The sequence below is a fragment of the Nocardioides sp. 31GB23 genome, assembly GCF_040012395.1.
Classification (GTDB): domain Bacteria; phylum Actinomycetota; class Actinomycetes; order Propionibacteriales; family Nocardioidaceae; genus Nocardioides; species Nocardioides salarius.
The window spans coordinates 1-18,534 of record NZ_JBDYKJ010000087.1 but is presented as its reverse complement, the minus strand read 5'-3'; the positions used below and the strand labels follow the sequence as shown (position 1 = coordinate 18,534).

General features: G+C 63.8%; 18 protein-coding genes. 12 read left to right on the top strand and 6 right to left on the bottom strand.

Translation table 11 applies throughout. The features are described from left to right. Window positions 1-71: 71 nt before the first annotated feature. On the bottom strand, window positions 72-359 hold the full coding sequence (locus ABKW28_RS20440; protein ID WP_348612827.1) for a hypothetical protein: 288 nt from the start codon (window positions 357-359) through the stop codon (window positions 72-74). Continuing rightward, window positions 356-649, bottom strand: a complete 294-nt coding sequence (locus ABKW28_RS20435; RefSeq protein ID WP_348612825.1) for a transposase — start codon at window positions 647-649, stop codon at window positions 356-358. The genes ABKW28_RS20440 and ABKW28_RS20435 overlap by 4 nt, the downstream gene beginning before the upstream one ends. A gap of 366 nt (window positions 650-1,015) precedes the next feature. Here ABKW28_RS20435 and ABKW28_RS20430 point away from each other — a divergent pair, with 366 nt between their 5' ends. The 4 genes from ABKW28_RS20430 to ABKW28_RS20415 all read left to right on the top strand — a co-directional run bounded on the left by ABKW28_RS20430 (window position 1,016) and on the right by ABKW28_RS20415 (window position 6,032). After that, window positions 1,016-2,077 (top strand): extracellular solute-binding protein, encoded by a 1,062-nt coding sequence (locus tag ABKW28_RS20430; protein WP_348612821.1) that lies wholly within the window; start codon window positions 1,016-1,018, stop codon window positions 2,075-2,077. A gap of 207 nt (window positions 2,078-2,284) precedes the next feature. Beyond that, window positions 2,285-3,934: an iron ABC transporter permease gene (locus ABKW28_RS20425; protein WP_348612819.1), complete on the top strand. Its 1,650-nt coding sequence runs from the start codon at window positions 2,285-2,287 to the stop codon at window positions 3,932-3,934. A gap of 51 nt (window positions 3,935-3,985) precedes the next feature. Continuing rightward, window positions 3,986-5,173 (top strand): ABC transporter ATP-binding protein, encoded by a 1,188-nt coding sequence (locus ABKW28_RS20420; protein ID WP_348612817.1) that lies wholly within the window; start codon window positions 3,986-3,988, stop codon window positions 5,171-5,173. Between the two features lie 49 nt (window positions 5,174-5,222). Then, complete coding sequence (locus ABKW28_RS20415) at window positions 5,223-6,032, top strand: hypothetical protein (protein WP_348612815.1); 810 nt, start codon at window positions 5,223-5,225, stop codon at window positions 6,030-6,032. Window positions 6,033-6,060: 28 nt separating this feature from the next. On the opposite strand, the gene ABKW28_RS20410 is transcribed toward ABKW28_RS20415, so the two are convergent. Beyond that, window positions 6,061-6,792, bottom strand: a complete 732-nt coding sequence (locus tag ABKW28_RS20410; RefSeq protein WP_348612813.1) for an FCD domain-containing protein — start codon at window positions 6,790-6,792, stop codon at window positions 6,061-6,063. A gap of 109 nt (window positions 6,793-6,901) precedes the next feature. Between ABKW28_RS20410 and ABKW28_RS20405 the strand changes: the two genes are divergently transcribed. The 4 genes from ABKW28_RS20405 to ABKW28_RS20390 all read left to right on the top strand — a co-directional run bounded on the left by ABKW28_RS20405 (window position 6,902) and on the right by ABKW28_RS20390 (window position 10,500). After that, window positions 6,902-7,936 carry an NAD(P)/FAD-dependent oxidoreductase gene (locus tag ABKW28_RS20405; protein ID WP_348612811.1) on the top strand — a complete coding sequence of 345 codons (1,035 nt, stop codon included), beginning with the start codon at window positions 6,902-6,904 and terminating at the stop codon, window positions 7,934-7,936. A gap of 10 nt (window positions 7,937-7,946) precedes the next feature. Further along, entirely contained in the window at window positions 7,947-8,285 is a 339-nt protein-coding gene (gene fdxA, locus ABKW28_RS20400) for a ferredoxin (RefSeq protein ID WP_348612809.1), read from the top strand. Window positions 8,286-8,336: 51 nt separating this feature from the next. Continuing rightward, window positions 8,337-9,602, top strand: coding sequence for a cytochrome P450 (locus ABKW28_RS20395; RefSeq protein ID WP_348612807.1), 1,266 nt, complete (start codon window positions 8,337-8,339; stop codon window positions 9,600-9,602). Between the two features lie 94 nt (window positions 9,603-9,696). Beyond that, a complete protein-coding gene (locus ABKW28_RS20390; RefSeq protein ID WP_348612805.1) occupies window positions 9,697-10,500 on the top strand; it encodes an NAD(P)-binding domain-containing protein in 804 nt (267 codons plus the stop codon). Between the two features lie 80 nt (window positions 10,501-10,580). On the opposite strand, the gene ABKW28_RS20385 is transcribed toward ABKW28_RS20390, so the two are convergent. Beyond that, window positions 10,581-11,960, bottom strand: a complete 1,380-nt coding sequence (locus ABKW28_RS20385; protein ID WP_348612803.1) for an FAD-dependent oxidoreductase — start codon at window positions 11,958-11,960, stop codon at window positions 10,581-10,583. 5 nt (window positions 11,961-11,965) lie between these two features. Beyond that, entirely contained in the window at window positions 11,966-12,703 is a 738-nt protein-coding gene (locus ABKW28_RS20380) for an FCD domain-containing protein (RefSeq protein WP_348612801.1), read from the bottom strand. A gap of 132 nt (window positions 12,704-12,835) precedes the next feature. On the opposite strand from ABKW28_RS20380, the gene ABKW28_RS20375 reads away from it, so the two are divergent. From ABKW28_RS20375 to ABKW28_RS20360, 4 genes are read left to right on the top strand one after another with little or no spacing between them, the layout of a single operon-like run. Next, window positions 12,836-14,599: a hypothetical protein gene (locus ABKW28_RS20375; protein ID WP_348612799.1), complete on the top strand. Its 1,764-nt coding sequence runs from the start codon at window positions 12,836-12,838 to the stop codon at window positions 14,597-14,599. Further along, window positions 14,589-15,458, top strand: coding sequence for an NAD(P)/FAD-dependent oxidoreductase (locus ABKW28_RS20370; protein ID WP_348612797.1), 870 nt, complete (start codon window positions 14,589-14,591; stop codon window positions 15,456-15,458). Before ABKW28_RS20375 ends, ABKW28_RS20370 begins: the two co-directional genes overlap by 11 nt. A 44-nt stretch (window positions 15,459-15,502) precedes the next feature. Then, window positions 15,503-16,267 (top strand): CoA transferase subunit A, encoded by a 765-nt coding sequence (locus ABKW28_RS20365; protein WP_348612795.1) that lies wholly within the window; start codon window positions 15,503-15,505, stop codon window positions 16,265-16,267. After that, window positions 16,264-16,932, top strand: coding sequence for a 3-oxoacid CoA-transferase subunit B (locus tag ABKW28_RS20360; protein ID WP_348612793.1), 669 nt, complete (start codon window positions 16,264-16,266; stop codon window positions 16,930-16,932). The genes ABKW28_RS20365 and ABKW28_RS20360 overlap by 4 nt, the downstream gene beginning before the upstream one ends. A gap of 233 nt (window positions 16,933-17,165) precedes the next feature. Here ABKW28_RS20360 and ABKW28_RS20355 read toward each other — a convergent pair whose 3' ends face one another. Next, window positions 17,166-17,927: a FadR/GntR family transcriptional regulator gene (locus ABKW28_RS20355; protein ID WP_348612791.1), complete on the bottom strand. Its 762-nt coding sequence runs from the start codon at window positions 17,925-17,927 to the stop codon at window positions 17,166-17,168. Window positions 17,928-18,534 lie beyond the last annotated feature (607 nt).

Below are 18,534 nucleotides of genomic sequence, written 5' to 3'. Positions count from 1 at the left end.
TCCCATGGCCACCACCGGGCAGATCTCGTGACCGTCACCGGGCAGGTTTCATGACCGCCCCTGGGCAGTTCTCACTGACCCTTGACACCGTTGCTCGAGCAGAGGCGCCACGCGGTCCGCTCGCACATGACCTCACCGGCGTCAGCGGCCTCGTCGATGAGGAACCGGTAGCCGAACTCGGGGTCCTCAGTGTGGGCGTCGAAGAGTGCGTTGGCGCGGTAGGCCTCGAGCAGCTCGGCGTCGGTAACCGGGCACACGAGCCAGCGGTAGTAGGGCTGGCGGGCGATCTTGAGCACCCGGCACGTCACCGTGACGGGGACACCGTCAGCGGCCAGCTCGCGGACGAGCGGGTACATCATTCTCCCGGCAGGTTCGCCTGGGAAAGGTAGGCGGCAGCACGGCGCAGGACCTCGTTCTCCTGCTCCAGCAGCCGGACCCGCTTCTTGGCTTCACGCAGCTCGGTGTTCTCAGCCGCGGTGGTCCCGGGCTTGATGCCGCCCTCGACATCAGCGGTCTTGAGCCAGTTGGTCAGGCACGACTCGCTGATACCGAAGTCGGCAGCGATCTGCTTGAGGTGGACACCCGGCTCGCGGTTCCTCGCAACGCGGACGACGTCGTCGCGGAACTCCTTGGGGTAGGGCTTGGGCACGGTGCACATCCTTCCAGCGGCACCTCTCGGCACCACAGATCAGATGTCACCTATCCGTGCAGCAGTCCCAAGCTCGTCCAGGTCGACGTCGAGGTGCTGCTTGATCTTCTTCGGCATGGTGCTCATCCTCGCGCTGCCGCACTTAGGGGGCGCCTTAGGCCGAAGTGGGCCGCGCCTGCCGTGAATGCGCTCGCCACATCACGCGGGACACGCGGTTCGAGACCGGTGCACGGCGTCTGCCACGCGCTCTCACCTGTCGCGACTCGGCACGACTGACATCCAGAGCGAAGCCAGGCAAGTGTGAGCGTTGACACATCCCCAAAACATGCCTATGTTCTGCATGGACGAGCCAACCGAGAGGCAGACATGAATTCACGGACTTTGCGCACACAAGGCATCACGTTGGTGGCGATGACCCTTGCTCTTGCGGGATGTGGCGGCGATTCGGGCGATGCGGACGCATCGAGCGATCGGCCGTCGGCCGAGTGCTCGACAGACTGGGACGCAACAGTCGCGGCCGCACAAGATGAAGGGTCACTAACCTGGTACACGGCCGTGCCTTCGGAGGTCTCCGAGGCTGTCGCGGCGGCGTTCGAGGAGGAGTACGGCATTGTGGTCGGCTTTCTCAAGCTGCCCTCGACCAACTTGCTGCAGCGTTACTCGGCTGAGGGTGCCGCGGGAAACATCGGAGGCGATGTCCTGACCCTTTCCGGCGCGGAGCTCTTCGCGCAGACCGAGGGTGCTGACGAGGGATGGGTTGAGCCGATTGCTGATCTCGAACTCCCCGCGATTGCCGAGGAGACTCCTGAGCAATTCGTGCAGGAGTATGCCGCGACCGTGCAGACTCAACCTTGGATCTACTCTTACAACACCGACTTGGTTGATGCGGCTCCCACTAGCTGGGAGGACCTCAACGGCCCCGAGTTCGCCGACGCGACCTTCTTGCTTCCGGACCCGGCATCATCTGCAGCCTATGTTGAGTTTTGGGATTACATTGAGGCTGAGTACGGGGCCGACTTCATCCAAGAGTTCGCCGAGACCCACGAAATCCGCGTCTACGGCAGCGGCGGCGCTACGATGGAGGCGCTCGCTGCCGGTGAAGGCGCCGTCCGAGTTCCGTCGACGGCCAGTTCGGCCGCAGGCGTGATTGCTGCGGGAGCACCAGTCGACAACGCCGCACCCGCCGCCACCACCGGCGTTGAAATCCAGGCGTTTGCCACCGCGTGCGGTGCGAGCCCAAACTCTAACGCAGCTCGCGTCTTCATGAACTATCTGCTCACTGAAGACGGGAACACGCTTATGAGCGAGTTCGCCGACGACGTGTCGATCTACGATGATGCAAATCTCCCGGCTGAGTACCAGGAACCAAACCTGGGCGCAGGGGATCGCGCCGACGAGATCCTGGAGCTGCTCAACATCGGTGGCTGACTAGCCACTAATTAACCACCGCCGTAGCGTGACGCGGAGGGGGAGTACGCGCTTCCCCCTCCGCAGATTTGAGGTGACTGAATGGCGACACTGCTAACTGAGTTGGAACCGGAAACAACGCCCAGCGAGACCGACTCCAGCAGGACCCGCAGCTGGCTCCAAAACCTCAGGAGGGGAGGGGCATTCCGGCTCGTCGTAGCTGTCCTGATGACGGCGTTCGCGGGCTTGGTCGTCTATACCTTGGGCGGAGTTCTGGTATCCCTCTTCGTAAACGACGGAGAGCTGAATGCGTCCCCTTTGCGCGAGGCCTTTCAACAGCCTGGTTTAGCGGAGTTGCTCTCTAACACCCTGATCATCGTCTTGACGAGTATGGTTCTCGCGGTCGCTCTCGGGTCGCTGTTTGCGTGGATCGGTGAGCGTACCGATGCGGCGCTACCCAAACTGACCGCCATCATGCCAATGCTGCCATTTCTCCTGCCGCCCATTGCGGGAGCCATCGGCTGGACGCTGCTCTTGTCGGACCGGTCCGGCTTTCTAAATGTACTGGCAAGAGGTGCGCTGGGCTGGTTCGGCATCGACGTGGAGACCGGGCCGGTCAATATCTATTCGTGGTGGGGGATGATATTTCTTTACACGATCTATCAGATTCCATTCGCGTACTTGATGATCGCGGCTGGGCTGCGGAACTCCGACCCGGCCTTGGAGGAACAGGCGCGTGTCTGTGGTTCGTCGCCGCTAGCAACTCTACGTAAAGTGACCATCCCGGTGCTCCGCCCGAGCCTGGGGGCAGCTGCGCTTTTCATGGCTTGGTTCGGGTTTTCGTTCTTTTCCGTACCGGTGGTTATCGGCACTCAAAGCGGTATCGACGTGCTTTCCGTGCGAATCGTTCAACTCATCAGTTTTACCTACCCGGCCCAGACTACACTCGCGCTCGGGCTCAGCATGTTCCTAATGTTGTTTGTCGGCGTGGCCTGGTACGTCCAAGGACGAGTGCTGAGGGGAAATCGACATGCAGTTCTTGGTGGCCGGGGCTCCCGAGCAGGGACCGTGCGCCTCGGCGTCTGGCGCCTTCCGGCCCGAGCCCTTTTGGTTGGATACATGGCGATCGCCGTCGTGCTCCCGCTGACGGCTCACGTGGTAGTTGTTCTCAACGGCTTCTGGACGCCGAACATCGACTGGTCTTCACTCACTCTCGACCACCTCCGCGGTTATCTGTTCAACGATCCTCTCACTCAAGATTCGTTGGCTACCAGCCTTCGGCTGGCGGCTATTGGCGCCACTTTAGGGATCGCCATTGCTGCGCTCTTCTCTCATCATTTGCAGTCATCAACAGGGCGAGGCTCGCGGGCGCTTGACGGCATCATCAAGCTTCCTGCGGTCTTCTCGGGAATCGTGGTTGGAACTGGCTGCATCCTTGGGTTCGCAGGGAGCCCGTGGAACCTCGGAGGGACCATCTGGATATTGCTGCTGGCGTATCTGATCTTGTTCATTCCTCAAGCCACGGTGGCAGCGGACGCTGCGGCCGCCCAAGTTGGTCGCGAACTCTCGGAGGCTTCTCGCATCTCCGGTGCAGGCGGGGGGGCTACGTTCTTGAAAATCAACTTTCCCCTCATGATCCCCGGTTTGGTGGCCGGCTGGGGTCTGCTGTTCGTGTGGATGGTCGGCGAGCTTGAGGCTTCGTCCATGTTGGCCAGCACCACGACGCCGGTTGTTGGGTTTCGCATCCTCGATGTGTTCGTCAATGGAGACTTCGCGTTGCTCGCTGCTCTGTCCATAGCCCTGACGGTCATCAACGTAACCGTGCTCACGATCGTGGGTCTCCTGTCCAAGAAGCTGGGCGGGGTGCCGCGGCCCTAACACCGATCGATAGCGCCCAGTCAAATTGTTCTATCTAGACAAGGACCACCGATGAACCTCGCAAACACCCGGTCGCGCGGTGCAAACCTGGCAGATGATCCGCGCGGAGACGGAAACGCGGACAGCCTGACACCCGCAGTTTCGGTCCGGGACCTCAGGAAGTCCTACAAGCGCCGCGATGGAGAGGAGGTGTTGGCCGTCGACTCTGTGACTCTCGACGTGGCTCCGGGAGAGTTCGTGGTGCTGCTCGGCCCTAGTGGCTGCGGCAAGAGCACGCTTCTTCGATGCATCGCGGGCCTCGAGCAGCCGCACTCGGGAACCATCAATTTGCACGGCCATACCAGTTATTCCTCGCAGCGGCGGCTCGATGACCCGCCCGAGAAACGCAATCTGGGGATGATGTTCCAGTCGTATGCGTTGTGGCCGCACATGACGGTGTTCGACAACGTTGCGTATCCGCTGCGGGCCAGAAAGGCCGCCAAGAATGACGTCTCTGCTCGCGTTGAGCGCGTGCTTGAGATGATCGGGATCCCGGAGCTTGGGCGACAGTATCCGGGACAGATGAGCGGTGGTCAACAGCAAAGAGTAGCCCTCGCCCGTGCGTTAGTCTCCAACGAGGGCCTGATCCTATTCGACGAGCCGTTGTCGAACGTAGACGCGAAGGTGCGAGAGCAACTTCGCCTCGAACTGGTGTTGATGCAGCGCGATATTGGATTCGCGGCCATCTACGTGACGCACGACCAGATCGAAGCTATGGAGCTGGCCGATCGCATCGCCGTCATGCAGAACGGCAAGGTTGCTCAATGTGGGACACCGCGCGAGATCTATGAGACCCCCTCGAACCAGTACGTGGGCCGATTCGTCGGCAGCACCAACGAACTCAACGGACGAGTCACCGAGCTCACCGGCGACGACCTTGTCCGGGTAGACACCCAAGCCGGCTCCGTGCTGGCGACGCGCGGGTCCCAGGACGTGACGACAGGAGCTGAAGTCTCGGTCATGGCGAGGCCTGAGAAGTGTCGCTTCGAGACGTCACCGTCCGCGTCGGTGAATGCGTGGGAGGGCACCATCGCGCAGACCATGTTCCTAGGGACACACGTGGAGCACCTGGTGAAACTGGCCGACTCAGACGTGACCTTCCTCGTCCGTCAGAGCGAAGACAACATCGACGCCCCGAGAGTCGGCGACCGCACGTTCGTCTCGGCGGCGCCCGAACACCTGCGCGCGCTCAGTAGCTGAACGCTGCAGCCGCCCTGCATCCAACGTCTGCAGCACAGCCGGCCGCAGATTGATCCTCGAGCAGCCCCGAGGTGTAGCGACGGACAACGTGCGGCGACGGCTCATCGGCTCGCAGGCACTACTCATCAGCAGATTGGGCGACATCATGTATCTCAGATCCCTGGCCGACAAGCAGCGGCGAGAAGTCGAGTTCCACGGAGAAGTTTTCGGACACACGGACCTGATTAGTTCCGTCGACGGGCCCGATGCGCCACACGCGTTCGTCGTTGATCAGCCCTCTGGCACCGTGATTCCAACGCATTTCCACGCCATCAACCAGTTTCAAGTATTCCTCACCGGTGACGGCACGATCGGTCGCAAGCCGATCGCGCCCGTCACCGTCCACTACACTAATGCCTTCACTGGTTACGGTCCCATTGTCGCCGGCCAGCACGGGCTCAGATACTTGACTCTGCGGCCGCGGCACCACGCGGAGTCCAAGGCGCAGGTGCTACCCGGGGCCAGGGAAGCTCAGCATGCTGCGCCGCGCCGGCACAGGCTGGGCACCGTCGCGGCCGACAAGCCGCGGGACCACAGCGCCGTCGACGAACAAATTCTTGTCCCCCGGGAGGATGACGGCTTGTTCGCCTCCTATCTCAGCGTGACGCCAGGTCACATCTTGAAACTTCCTCCGTGCGGCGGAAGCGGGCGTTTCTTGCTGCTGTTCGACGGTTCTTTCTCGTTCCACGACGTGGTTTCGCACCCGGTTACGTGCGTCTATCTTGCCCCTGACGAGCGACCTGAGCTCGAGGCGGGCGGGAAGGGAGCGCAGCTGCTGGTCCTGGATTACCCGTCAAAGGTGGCGGACGCACGGCTATGAAGTTGTCGACACTGCTATTGCCAGTCGATTAGTGCCAGTCGATGACTTCCGACAGCAGGTTCGGCATGTTGTTCACGACAGCGAGTTGGAAGTAGTGGGCCATGTGCTCCTTCATCACGTCGGACGCTCGGGCTTCATCGCCAGCGAATATGGCGTTCGCGATGTCACGATGGGCCGCGAGCACCTCCGCGCGCGTAGCGTCGGTGAATTTCACTTCACGGACCCGCTCGGCGTACATGTCTTTGATGGAGCGGGCCAGCAAATTAAGGACGCGATTGCCAGACAAGCCGGTGATGATGTCGTGGAAGTCGCGTACGCCGGCGTCCTGTTCTAGGTCTTGTTCGACATTGAGCCGCAGTTGCCTCATCAGCTCGGGGTCGCGGAACCGGGCGGCGTGCGCAGCCATCTGGGCTTCGAGGGACATTCGAGCGTCGAACAACTCCTCGATGGTGGCGCCGGCCCGGTGAAAGAACATCGACGACACCCGCGCGAAGTCATGCGTGCTGACCGCGCGCACGACTGGCCCGCCTCCCACCCCAGGCCGAATTCGGATGAACCCTTGGAACTCAAGCACACGGAGGGCTTCGCGTAGTGAGCCGCGCGCCACTCCGTACTTCTGCAACATCACGGCTTCGGGCGGCAGCCGAGCCCCCACCTCAAGACCCTGAGAGGCGATCTCGTTGAGCACCTGCCTCGCCACGATCTCGGAGATCTTGATCGAGCGCGGAGGCTCCGAGCGGTTCACTTCTGTGCCTTCCATCGCCGATGGACTCCTTGCGGCTCTCTCCGAATCATGTGCGCATCTTCCCACGGCCTGCGATTAATGATAAGAATTACCATAGTTGAACCCGTCAGACAGGAGGGGCCGCATGAGCTCCGTCAACGCAAGCGAGCCGATCACGGTCGACATAGCCGTGGTCGGCGCCGGCCCGGTCGGCCTATACGCCGCGTACTACGCCGGCTTTCGCGGTTTCACCTGTGCTGTCATGGACAGTCTCACGGAACTGGGAGGGCAGGTGTCTGCGCTCTACCCGGAGAAGTTGATCGAAGATGTAGCAGGTCTTCCGTCGGTTCGGGGCACTGACTTGGTGGACGGGCTGCGAAGCCAGGCGGCACGATTCGATCCTCGTTATGTTCTTGGGACGACGGCTCGAAGCGTCGTTGACACCGGGGACGGCCTCCTCGTCCACACCGACACCGATACGACCGTGCGGTGCGGAGCGATGATCATCGCGGGCGGGATCGGTCGATTCACCCCGCGGCCACTTCCGGCTGGTGAAGACTTCCTCGGACGAGGCCTGTCCTACTTCGTGACCGACCCGGCAGAGCTCGCGGGCATGGACGTTCTGGTCGTCGGCGGCGGGGACAGCGCCTTCGATTGGGCGATCGCCGCGCGTGTTGTCGGCGCCAAAGTCACTTTGGTGCACCGGCGAGACCGCTTTCGCGCGCACGCCGCGTCGGTGTCCAGGGCCGCCGAGCTCGGAGTGGAGATCCTTACCCACCACGAGGTCGTTGCTCTGGAGGGGACGGATCGGGTCGCGGGCGCGCGCGTGATGGACATGCGCACCCAAGAGGAGCGTGCCCTGCAGGCCCAGCACGTCATCGCCGCGCTCGGCTTCACCGCGAATCTGTCTGACATGCAGTCATGGGGCCTGACTTTCCGGGACCGTCACGTGGTGGTCGACAGCACGATGTCCACCGGCGTGAAACGGATCTGGGCGGCCGGAGACCTCACGGACTACCCCGGCAAGGTCCGGCTCATTTCCGTCGGCTTCGGGGAGGCGGCGACCGCCGTCAACAACGCCGCAGTCTTCCTTGATCCCACGCTCGACATCTTCCCCGGACACTCGACCGAGAACTCGACGCTCGCAGGGGCGTCCGCCGCCGCCTCTCCCAACTTGTAGGAGGACAGACATGCCATTCGTGATCGCCGAACCCTGTATCGACGTGATGGACCGCGCTTGCGTAGAAGAATGTCCCGTGGACTGCATCTATCAAGGTGACCGCAAGCTGTACGTCAACCCGGACGAATGCATTGACTGTGGGGCGTGCGAGACGGTGTGCCCGGTCGACGCGGTGACGGCGGACCGCACCACCCCGCCGGAGCGGCTCGCCCACCTCGCGGACAACCGTGCGTTTTTCAATGAGGTTCTTCCAGGCCGCGCCGAACCCTTGGGAAACCCTGGCGGCGCATCGCTCATCGGCCCGGTTGGCGTGGACACCCCACTTGTCAATTCGATCCACAGTTCTTGAACCGTTCGTCCGAGTCAGCCGGCATGCCCGGCACGCGATTGGAGTGTTTCCATGAAGAACCACCTGCCGTCGATCCTCACCACAGCCGGATCCGAGCCCTTCGACTACTTCGACCAGCTTCGCTCGGAGGACCCGGTGCACTGGGACCAGGGGATGCGGGCATGGGTGGTCACAGACTTCGAGATCGCCAAAGACGTGATGCGACGCGACAAGAAGGACTTTCGGCACCCCTTCGCAGACATGATGACGGACGCCATGGTCGCAATCGAGGGAGGGCCCCGCGCCCGGAACTTTCAGCACGGCGAGACCCACCTCAAGATGCACCGGTGGATCCTCTCCGAGTTCCACCCTCGCCGCGTTGACGCCTGGCGGTCGACCATGATCCGGCCCGTGACGGACCACCTCCTACAGCGCTTCGCGCATCGGGGAAACGCCGACTTGATGAAGGATCTTGCTGACCCACTGCCGGTCCGAGTCATGGCTGCCGTCATGGGCTTGCCGTGGCAGGACGACGACTGGATCAACGAGTGCAAGCACCTGATGGACGCCAAGCTGGAATACCTCCAGCACCAGGGTCAGGATGAGGATCCCGCCCTGGCCGAACGCACAATCGCGGCCATGGAGCGATTCGATGACTTGCTGCGTCCATACGTCCAAGACCGTCGGGACTCCGGTGGCGACGACTTCATCAGTCACACCTGGCGCGACGGCACTTCGATGATTGACGACTGGGCGGAGCGCGACACCCTCGGCATGGTCACCGGAATGTTCTTTGCGGGCAGCGACACCACCATGCACACATTGTCGAACGCGTTCGTCTTGTTGCTCACCGACGAGCAGCTAGCCAATGATGTTCGGCGAGGCGGCGACGGGGCGATCGAGCGATTCGCCGAGGAGGCCCTGCGACTGCACGGCGCCGTTCAGTTCAGGCTCCGCAAGGCGAATCACGACACGGAGGTCGGCGGGGTCCTTGTCGAGAAGGACCAGACCGTGCTGAACCTGCACGCCGCTGCGAACCGCGACAGTTCCCAGTTCGCGTGCCCTCACCAGGCGAAGCTCGACCGTGAGCAACCGAGGAGGCCGCAAGATCACCTCGCGTTCAGTTTCGGGCCGCGTTCCTGCGCCGGCGCGGCGCTCGCCCGCGCGGAGGTGCAGGAGACGGTCAAGGCGGTGCTCGAGTGGTTCCCCGACCTTCGCCTGGCCTCCAGCCCGTCGCCCATTGGTGAGTACGAAGGCTTTGCGCTTCGGTCGTATTCACGGGTTGATGTAGAGTTCTCGCCCGTGGACGGACCTACCCGCTCCTCCGAGGCGCAGTAGTGGGGATGGCTGACGTGACGGATGGCGGTGCGGTCGGAGCGACGGCCAGCGAGGCACTGGCTCACGTTTCGACCCCGCCCGAGCGGACTGCCCGGTGATTGCGGTCGTCGGGCTCGGCAACCTCGGCCTCGCCTTCGCGCTGCGGCTCAAGGAGTCGGCTGGCGAGACCGTGGGCGTGGATCCGGATTCGCTCGCGCGGGCCGCGTTCGAATCGAAGGGCGGTGTCACCGCGCCTACCCTGCGGAGCTTGGAATGGGACCAAGTCCACACGGTCTTCGTCCTTGTTCGGACGGTCGCTCAGGCCCGGGACGTCGTCGGTGAGGTCGAGTCCTTGTCTCGGGTGAACACTGGTGACCTGCGAGTGTTCGTAGTCACGACGATGGACCCGAAGGCCGCGGAGCAGTTGCGAAGCGACACCGACCTTCGAGTTCTTGAGTCCCCGATCTCGGGAGGGAGCGACGGGACCCTGGCCGGACGGCTTACAGTGCTGCTCGGCGGCCCGGTGCGACCCGAAGACGTGACCTTTCTTAGGAGCACGGTCGCCGGCAACGTCGTCGTCTTTGCTGAGCTTGGTCAAGCTAGCTTCGCCAAGCTGATCAACAACGCCGTCATGGCAGCCAACGCCATCGTGGTGGCGGACGCGATCGAGGTCGCGCGTTGCCAAGGGTTGGACCCAGCCGCGTTCCATACGGTGTTGAGCGTTTCGTCAGGCGGGAGTCGAGCGGCCGAAAAATTCCGCCGACTCGACGCCCCCCTGCTGGAAAAGGACGCTTACCTGCTGGCAGACGCGGGCGCCGATACGCCATGGCCTCCCCTGTGGACGACCCTGGTCGACCGGGCACAGGGGCTCACCGCCCATCTCGCACGGGCCCGCACCTGGCTTGAACGAGCGGAATGATTCGCAGTCGATGACCGGTCCCTGGGTTGCGGACAAAGGCAAGCGAAAGCGGGTGGGGGCCAGGTCGGATCAGTCGGCGGTCACCCTCGGGCAGCCAACGTGCCCGCCCGGATGCCAAACACCGCAGAACTCGTATTCACCAGGCCGCCTATGTATCGGTCGCCGATTACGCCGCCTGTTGTCTCACCTGCTGCGAACAGGCCCATGATCGGGCGTCCCGCCTGGCCCAATACGTGCGCTGCGGTGTCAATGCGCAGGCCACCCGAGGTGAGAACCAAAACTCTCGGTCGCACCCGCACTGCGTAAAAGGGCGACTGTGAGCAAGGCAGCAAATGCGCCGCGTCTTTCTCCCAGTCCGCGTCGACCCCGCGGCGGCTCAGCTGATTGTAGCGCAGAACGGTTTGTTCCACCGCGTCCGCGGGTAGCCCGATTGCGCGTGAGAGCGAGTCGAGGGACCACGCGCGGTGGATACCAGGCGGGAGCTGTGCGTCGGCGAATCGCTGTAGCGTCCAGGAACGCGCCGGGCTGTTCGACGAGCGGGGAGGAAAGCTCAATCGCGCGCGTTCGTCGAACAGTGCCCAAGCTGTTCCGCCGGTTTGAGCTGCCACTATTCCTGGGGCCACAGAGTAGGGCAGGTCCTCGGCCATGAATCGGTGACCGTGAGCGTTCACCAAGATAAGTTCGGGTGGCAATGCTGGTTCGTTCTGGGTGGCAAATTCAGGCGCCAGCAGCAGTAGGCCGCGGTCCGCGCCCGTGAACTGCGCACCAGCAGCCAAACCCATGGTGATCCCATCGCCGCGGTTGGAGGCCGCGCCGACGTAGTGGAGAGCCGCGCCCAGGCCGGCTGCCGTGGGATAGAACCGGTTCAGCAGGTCGGGCGCGTTGCCGTAACCGCCGGTGGCGAGCACCACTACCCGGGCGGGGACGACGTCTCCACCGATCCGCACGCCCGCGACCCGCCCAGACTTTATGTCGAGACCCGTGGCGCGAGTGCCTGTTCGGATGTCGGCCGAGGTTGTTCGCAGGTGAGTCGCGAGCGGGTCAACGAGGCCCGGGCCCCGGCCCCTGGCTCGGTGGCTGCGGCCGGGATCACCGGGGGCGGCCGAATACAACTGGTCGGGCGGGAAATCGACCCCGCGCTCAACGAGCCAGTCGAGTGCTGCTGCGGCGCTCTCGGCCAGTGTTCGCACGATGCTGGGCTCGAGGCAGTACTGGTTGAGTAGCAGATAGGACGCCAGAAGGTCCGATGCTCCGTCGGTGATCCCCGCGGCCTTCTGAACAGAGGTACCGGCTGCGTAGATCACCCCTCCCAACGTCCTCGTGCTGCCTCCGAGTTGTGGGCCGGCCTCGAGAAGGAGCGTTCGGCTGCCTCTTTCGGCCGCCGCAGTGGCGGCACACAGCCCTGCGAGTCCGCCGCCGACAACGACGACGTCGTACTGCTCTGCCCTCTTGTGCGCCATGACGACTAGAGCCCGAAGCTCAGTCCGCCGAGGGAGCCACGCGGAGAACTCTTCCCGCCCGACCGCAGGTGCGACAAGTGCCGCTGCATCTCGTCCCTGGCACCTTCAGCGTCTCGTGCTTGGATGGCCGCCGCGATGTGGCGGTGATCTTCGAGGACCTGTTGATAGTAGGTCACATCGCGCTCTCGAGAACGAAAGTGGTTGTGGATGACGATCGAGACCGGTTCGGCGAACAGGTGGAGCATCCGATTTCCCGTGGCCTCGACGATGTCGTAGTGGAACGCCAGGTTTGTGTCGATCTGCGCCGGAGTCGGCGTCTGGCCGGGTTCGATGGTGGGGATGTGGGACCAGAGCTTGGCGAGCTGGACGGGCGTACGGCGAGACGCGGCGAGCCACGCGGCCGATACCTCGAGCAACTCTTCGACCTCTTCCATCTCCTGCACCGAGCAACCCTGCAGGGCCGCAAGCGTCTCCATATCCTCTCCAAGCATGCGGATGACGTCGCGGTGGTCAACTCGCCTGACAGTGCTGCCGCCGGCCGTTCCGCGCGTGGTCTGGATGAGGCCTTGGGCAGCCAGAACCCGAAGCGCTTCGCGTATCGAAGCCCGTCCTACCTCCAAGTCCCGTGCGAGCTCCAACTCGCCGGGCAGTCGCGATCCGACCGGATACCGGCCGGCCAGGATCTCCGCCCTCAATCGGCGGGCCAGGATGAGATAGCGCGGCGACGACGACTCCTTGCTCACACCGGACGACACTCGGGTTTTCACGGCACTCCTCTTGATCGGTTCAGCAAATCTTAACCCAACGCGTGACAACAAGCGTCTAATGTCGGACAATAGGTCCGACTAGACACTACGTTTGTGGGAGGCGCGACCGTGATCGAGACCACAAGGCCCGCTCAAGACGAGGCTGCGGTGTGGCCACTGGCCCCCTCCGCAGCAGCCGTCAGCTTCGGCCGCAGGCAGTTAAATGGCTTGGCCGGCAAGAACGTGGCGTTCATTTGGGACGACTTGTTCCGCGGCGATGACATGTTCGAGGCCTTCGAAGCGGCGGCCGAGGAAGCCGGAGTTGCATTTCGTCGCATCCCGCACACGGTCTTCGGCGACCTGCACGGTCCCCATGAGCGGGCGGTCGTCGCACGCATACCCGAGCTGCTCAGGGAGCACGAGATCGACGCCGCGATAGTTGGTGTGGGTGCGTGCGGCTCCTGCACGCCGGCGGTGATTCGTGCGTGCCAGGCGGTCGAGGAAGCGGGAGTGCCTGCGATGGCGCTTGTCTCGTCCGGCTTCGTGCGCCAGGCCACGGCGACGGCGAGGGCGGTAGGTCTGGAGAAGCTGTGGATCGCCGAGTACCCGGGTGTGATCGCTGTGGACACCGACGAGGCATTCGCGCAGAAAGTCCATGACCACGTCGTGCCCAGTCTGTTCGACGGCTTCCGCCGCCTGACGCACGGCTATGACGGGGACGCGGGCGACGCGGCAACCGAGCCTGGAGTTCGCGACATCGTCGTCAGCGGAAGGTTGGAGGAGATTCAGGACTACTTCGACGACCGCCAGTGGAGCGACGGGTTGCCCATCGTGCCGCCCACGATCGAGCGAGTAGAGCACTTCCTCGCCTACACCGACCGCGATCCCTTGGACGAGATCGGCGTCATGCTGCCTGCCCGGCGAGCCGTCACCGTGTGGTCCGTCGCCGTGAACGGCGTGATGGCGGGCTGCCGCCCTGAGTACATGCCGGTACTGCTCGCCGTCACCGAGGTCATGGCCGATCCTGAGTGGCGGCTGGAGGACGCCGGGTGCACCCCCGGCTGGGAGCCGCTCATCCTCATCAGCGGCCCGTTGGCAAGCGTGTTTGGCCTCAACGACGGCGCCGGAATGATGCGGGTCGGCAACCGAGCCAACTCGACCATCGGCCGTTTCGGTCGGCTGATCATGCGCAATCTCGCGGGCTTCCTGACCCCACCCGGCGATACCGACAAGGCGGCCATCGGACGCACCTTCAACGTCGCGATGGCCGAGAGTGACGAGCACACTCATGCCATCGGTTGGAGCACGAGTCGTGAAGAGTGCGGCTACGTCACTGACGACACCGTCGTCAGCGTGCAGAGCTGCGTTGCCATCAGCGGGCCCGCGTACACCGGAGGTGCGGCCGAGGAGCAGTTGGCGATGTTGGCGCGGTATGCGGCCGACACGATCGGTCCATGGGCCTTCACCAACCTCTATTACCGCGGTCACAGTGCCTTAGTGCTAATGAGCCCCAGCGTTGCACAGTCACTTGCTGAAGCCGGACACACCAAGGACTCAATCCGACGCTACCTGGTCGATCACGCCACTATGGACGTCGGCGGCATGGAGGCGCAGGCGCGCATGGCGCGGGGGAACGAATTCTCGTTCACCGACCTCGCCGCCAAGGGGATGCTGCCCGACGGGTTCCCACCCGACGTCACCACAGAGACCCAGGTGGGAGTCCTGGCCGGTCCTGAGAACGTACGGATAATCCTCGGAGGCGACCCGGGACGTAACCAGAACCGCATCTACTGGAACAACCACGAACAGGGGCTGCCCATCCATCGCCGCGTCGAGTGCAACGCGCGGGTTCGAGAGCTCGTTGGATCGTCTGGGGAACGACGTGTCGGCTGACCCCCGGATTGCCGACCTCGTCGTCATAGGCGGGGGACCTTCCGGCCTTGCCTGCGCGGGAGCCGCCGCGGCTTTGGGGCTGCGCACGGTGGTGGTCGAGGGAACGGCCTTGGGAGGGGAGTTGAACACCATGTCGTGGGTCGACGGCCTCGTACCCCACCGGGATCGGGTCGCTGGTCCAGACCTGTCGGCCGACCTGATCGAGGCTGTCCTGGACGCCAGGGTCCACGTGGAGCACGCGCAGGCCGAGATGCTTGCCGTGATGGACGGTCGTTGGTCAATCAACAACGGAAGCGTCAACGGCGCCGCGCTCGTTCTTGCGACGGGTCGAGAATACGACCTGGAGGCCGTGCCGGGAGCGGCCGTCCTCCACGGTCGTGGCGTCTCGACGTGCAGCTCGTGCGACGGACCCATGTTCAAGAACAAGAACGTCATCGTCCTTGGAGCAGGACGGGACGCGGTCTCGAAGGTGCGCGACCTGACGGGCCTAGCGGCCTCCGTCGCCGTACTGCCTCGTGCGGCACTTACGCGGGCCGACCGGACCCTGCTTGACCCGATTGGCGTGGACGTGAGGCCGCCGGCGAGCGACGTACGGCTCGCGCCCGGAGACAATGGCACCATCGTGCTCACGGATGGGGCAGGGGTAGAGCTAGCTCGATGCGATGGTGTTTTCCTGGCTGGCTCGCGGCGACCCCGCCGAGAGCTGTTGTCCGCGCTTGACGCAGAGGAGGACATCGCGATTCCGTTCCGCGCCTGTGTGGGTGACCTGCGACCAGGCTCCTCGCAGACAGTCGTTGCCGCGGTCGGCGATGGGGTCGACGCTGCGTGGGCGGCGATGAGAGCGCTGGAGTTGGCATAACTAGGTCGCGATCCAACGCCACCGAGGACACGAAAGTAGGTTCCATGAATAAGGTTGTGAGTTCGGCCGCTGCGGCAGTCGCGGACATCCCGGACGGGGTGACGGTGTCGGTGGGTGGTTTTGGGTTGTGTGGCATCCCGTCGGTCCTGATCGACGCGGTGCTCACCGCCGGTGCGAAGGACCTCGAGGTCGTGTCCAACAACTGCGGCGTCGATGACTGGGGCCTGGGTCGGCTGCTGATGGAAAAGCGGCTGCGCCGGATGGTGTCGTCCTATGTCGGTGAGAACAAGGAGTTCGCCCGGCAATACCTCTCCGGTGAGCTCGAGGTCGAGTTGACCCCGCAGGGCACGCTCGCCGAGCGGATGCGCGCCGGCGGCTCGGGCATCCCCGCCTTCTTCACCGCCACCGGGTTCGGGACGCAAATCGCCGAGGGCGGTCTCCCGTGGAAGTACGACGACGTCGGCAACGTCGAGATCGCCTCCCCTGCCAAACAGACCCAGGTCTTCTCCACGGCTGAGGGTGAGAAGGAATATGTTCTCGAGCATGCGATCGTGGCCGACTTCGGGCTGGTGCGGGCCTGGAAGGGAGACCGCCACGGCAACCTGATCTATCGCGACTCCGCCCGGAACTTTAACCCGCTTGCCGCGATGTGTGGTCGCGTCACCATCGCTGAGGTGGAGGAGTTGGTCGAGCCGGGCGAACTGGAGCCCAACGACGTCCACACGCCGGGGGTCTATGTGCAACGGGTAGTGGCGCTGACGCCGGAGCAGGCTGCCGACAAGCGGATTGAAAAGAGGACCGTTCGATGAGCTGGACGCGTGAGGAGATGGCCGCCCGGGCGGCCTCGGAGCTGGTGGACGGTTCGTACGTCAACTTGGGGATCGGGCTGCCGACGCTGGTCCCCAACTATGTGGCCGACGACGTTGAGCTGGTGCTGCAGTCTGAAAACGGCATCCTCGGTGTGGGTGCCTACCCGGCCGAGGCCGCGGTCGATCCCGACCTGATCAATGCTGGCAAGGAGACCGTGACGGTCCGTCGGGGGGCGTCGTTCTTTGACTCTGCCACGTCGTTTGGGATGATCCGCGGAGGCAAGATCGACGCCGCGATCCTTGGTGCTATGCAGGTCTCGGCCGTCGGCGACATCGCAAACTGGATGATCCCCGGGAAGATGGTCAAGGGGATGGGTGGCGCGATGGACCTTGTGCACGGCGCCAAACGGGTGATCGTGCTGATGGAGCACACCGCCAGGGACGGGTCCTTCAAGATCGTCGACGAATGTTCGCTGCCCTACACCGGCAAGCGCGTCGTGCAGCGGATCATCACCGACCTGTGCGTGATCGACGTGATGAATCCCGCGACCGGCGAGGTCGCTGCCTCCGGCACCCTGGGCGAGCGCACGCTGCGCCTCGTCGAGCTGGCGCCCGGGGTCACCGAGGACGAGGTCAGGGAGAAGACCGAGCCCGACCTGAGCTGAGCCTGCGCCGCCTTGACTCGAAGGATTACGGGGCAGTCGCGCTGCGATGAGCCTAGGGAGCAGGGCCGCGTCGCGAGCTGGCAACATCGACAAAATCGCCTAGTTCAGCCATCACATGCGTAGGACTTGGGTGACGGGGGCGCGGAAGTCCTCCGCGGGTGGTTTGGCGAGCTCGAGTTGTACCCGGATTCATTATTGAATCGCGCTGCGGAGGGCGCAGTTGGTTCCAGAAGTCAGACTTCCCAAACGACCACTTGGTCCATGACCTCGGGCGTCTTCGCGAACTGCAGGTCTGAGATCTCCTTGAGGTGCTCGCCCATAGCCTTCTCGGCCAGTGCGCCGTCGCCGGCAAGGATGGCTTCCCCGATCTTTCGGTGGACTTCGCGACTGGTGTGTCGGGCTTCGCTGGGGAGGATGCCGCCGCCGAAGATGCGAGTCGTATAGACGGTGCGAAGCGCGCGCCCGAGCAGGTCCAGTACCCGATTGCCCGACAGTCCGCTTACTGCGTAGTGGAACTCGTTCGACAGTCGCATGTACTCGTCGTCGGCCATGGAGGCCTGCTGCTCGCGGGCCATCACGTTGCGGAGTTCCGCCATCTGGTCCGGGTCCTGCCGCTCTGCGGCCAGACGGGCTGACGCCGGCTCGAGCACGCACCGGGCTTCAGCGATCTCGCTGACGGTGGCTCCGGTGCTGTGGAAGTAGAAAAGTAACGTCCGGGCAAGGTCCTCCGGGTGGATGGCGTTCACGACAGGCCCGCCACCAAGCCCTTGCTTAATGGAGATCAGGCCGTAGGACTCCAGGATCCGCAGCGCCTCCCTCAGGCTCGCCCTGCCGACGTCGAACTCTTCCAGCATCGCGGCTTCAGTTGGCAGCCGGTCCCCGGCGTTTAGCCCCTGAGCTACCACGTCCCGAACAATTTCGGCTGCGACGTACTGGGACAACTTGGCGCCGCGCGGAGCGAGCGCAGCGCCGCCTCTGCGCTGGGGGCGCGTCATGGACCAGTCCACGCCAGGACGAGGCGAGCCCTCTTTGGCGAGTTCCGCGGGAGGTTTCGGGTTTGGATCTCGTTTCGTCATATCTCATCACTTCTTCGCAGTCAGACATGCATAGGTTCGCTGTGGTTAACCTACGGGGCTTTCCCACCCTGAGCGGCACACCGTCGAGGGCGAGAATGGCCTCTACCTCGCTCGCGTCGGTGGTCTCGAGGAAACCGGCCCGCAAACTTTCTGTCCCGGGACAGCACGATTCACATGCGTACGTAGCTGCCCTTCCCTGCGGTATGCCGGCGGATCGTGGCGACCATTGCGAAGCGTCAAACTAATCGAACAATGCTACTGAATCGAGTCTACCTGGCGGAAGCGCAGTTCACTTTTCGGGGCCGCGTCTTCACCGCCGGCAGATCAGCCTCTTCGACCCCGCTGATCAACAACCTCGTGCGCAGATCCTGGGCCTAGTAGATCTCGTCGAGGTGCGCAGCGCTAGGTGTGATGACCAGGCACGTTGGTCGAGATCGTGTGACGACACGGGGGGTGTCAGATGGTCTGTGTAAGCGGTCGGTCCTGAAGGAGGACCAAGATGACCGCTGTGACCACTGAGAACGAT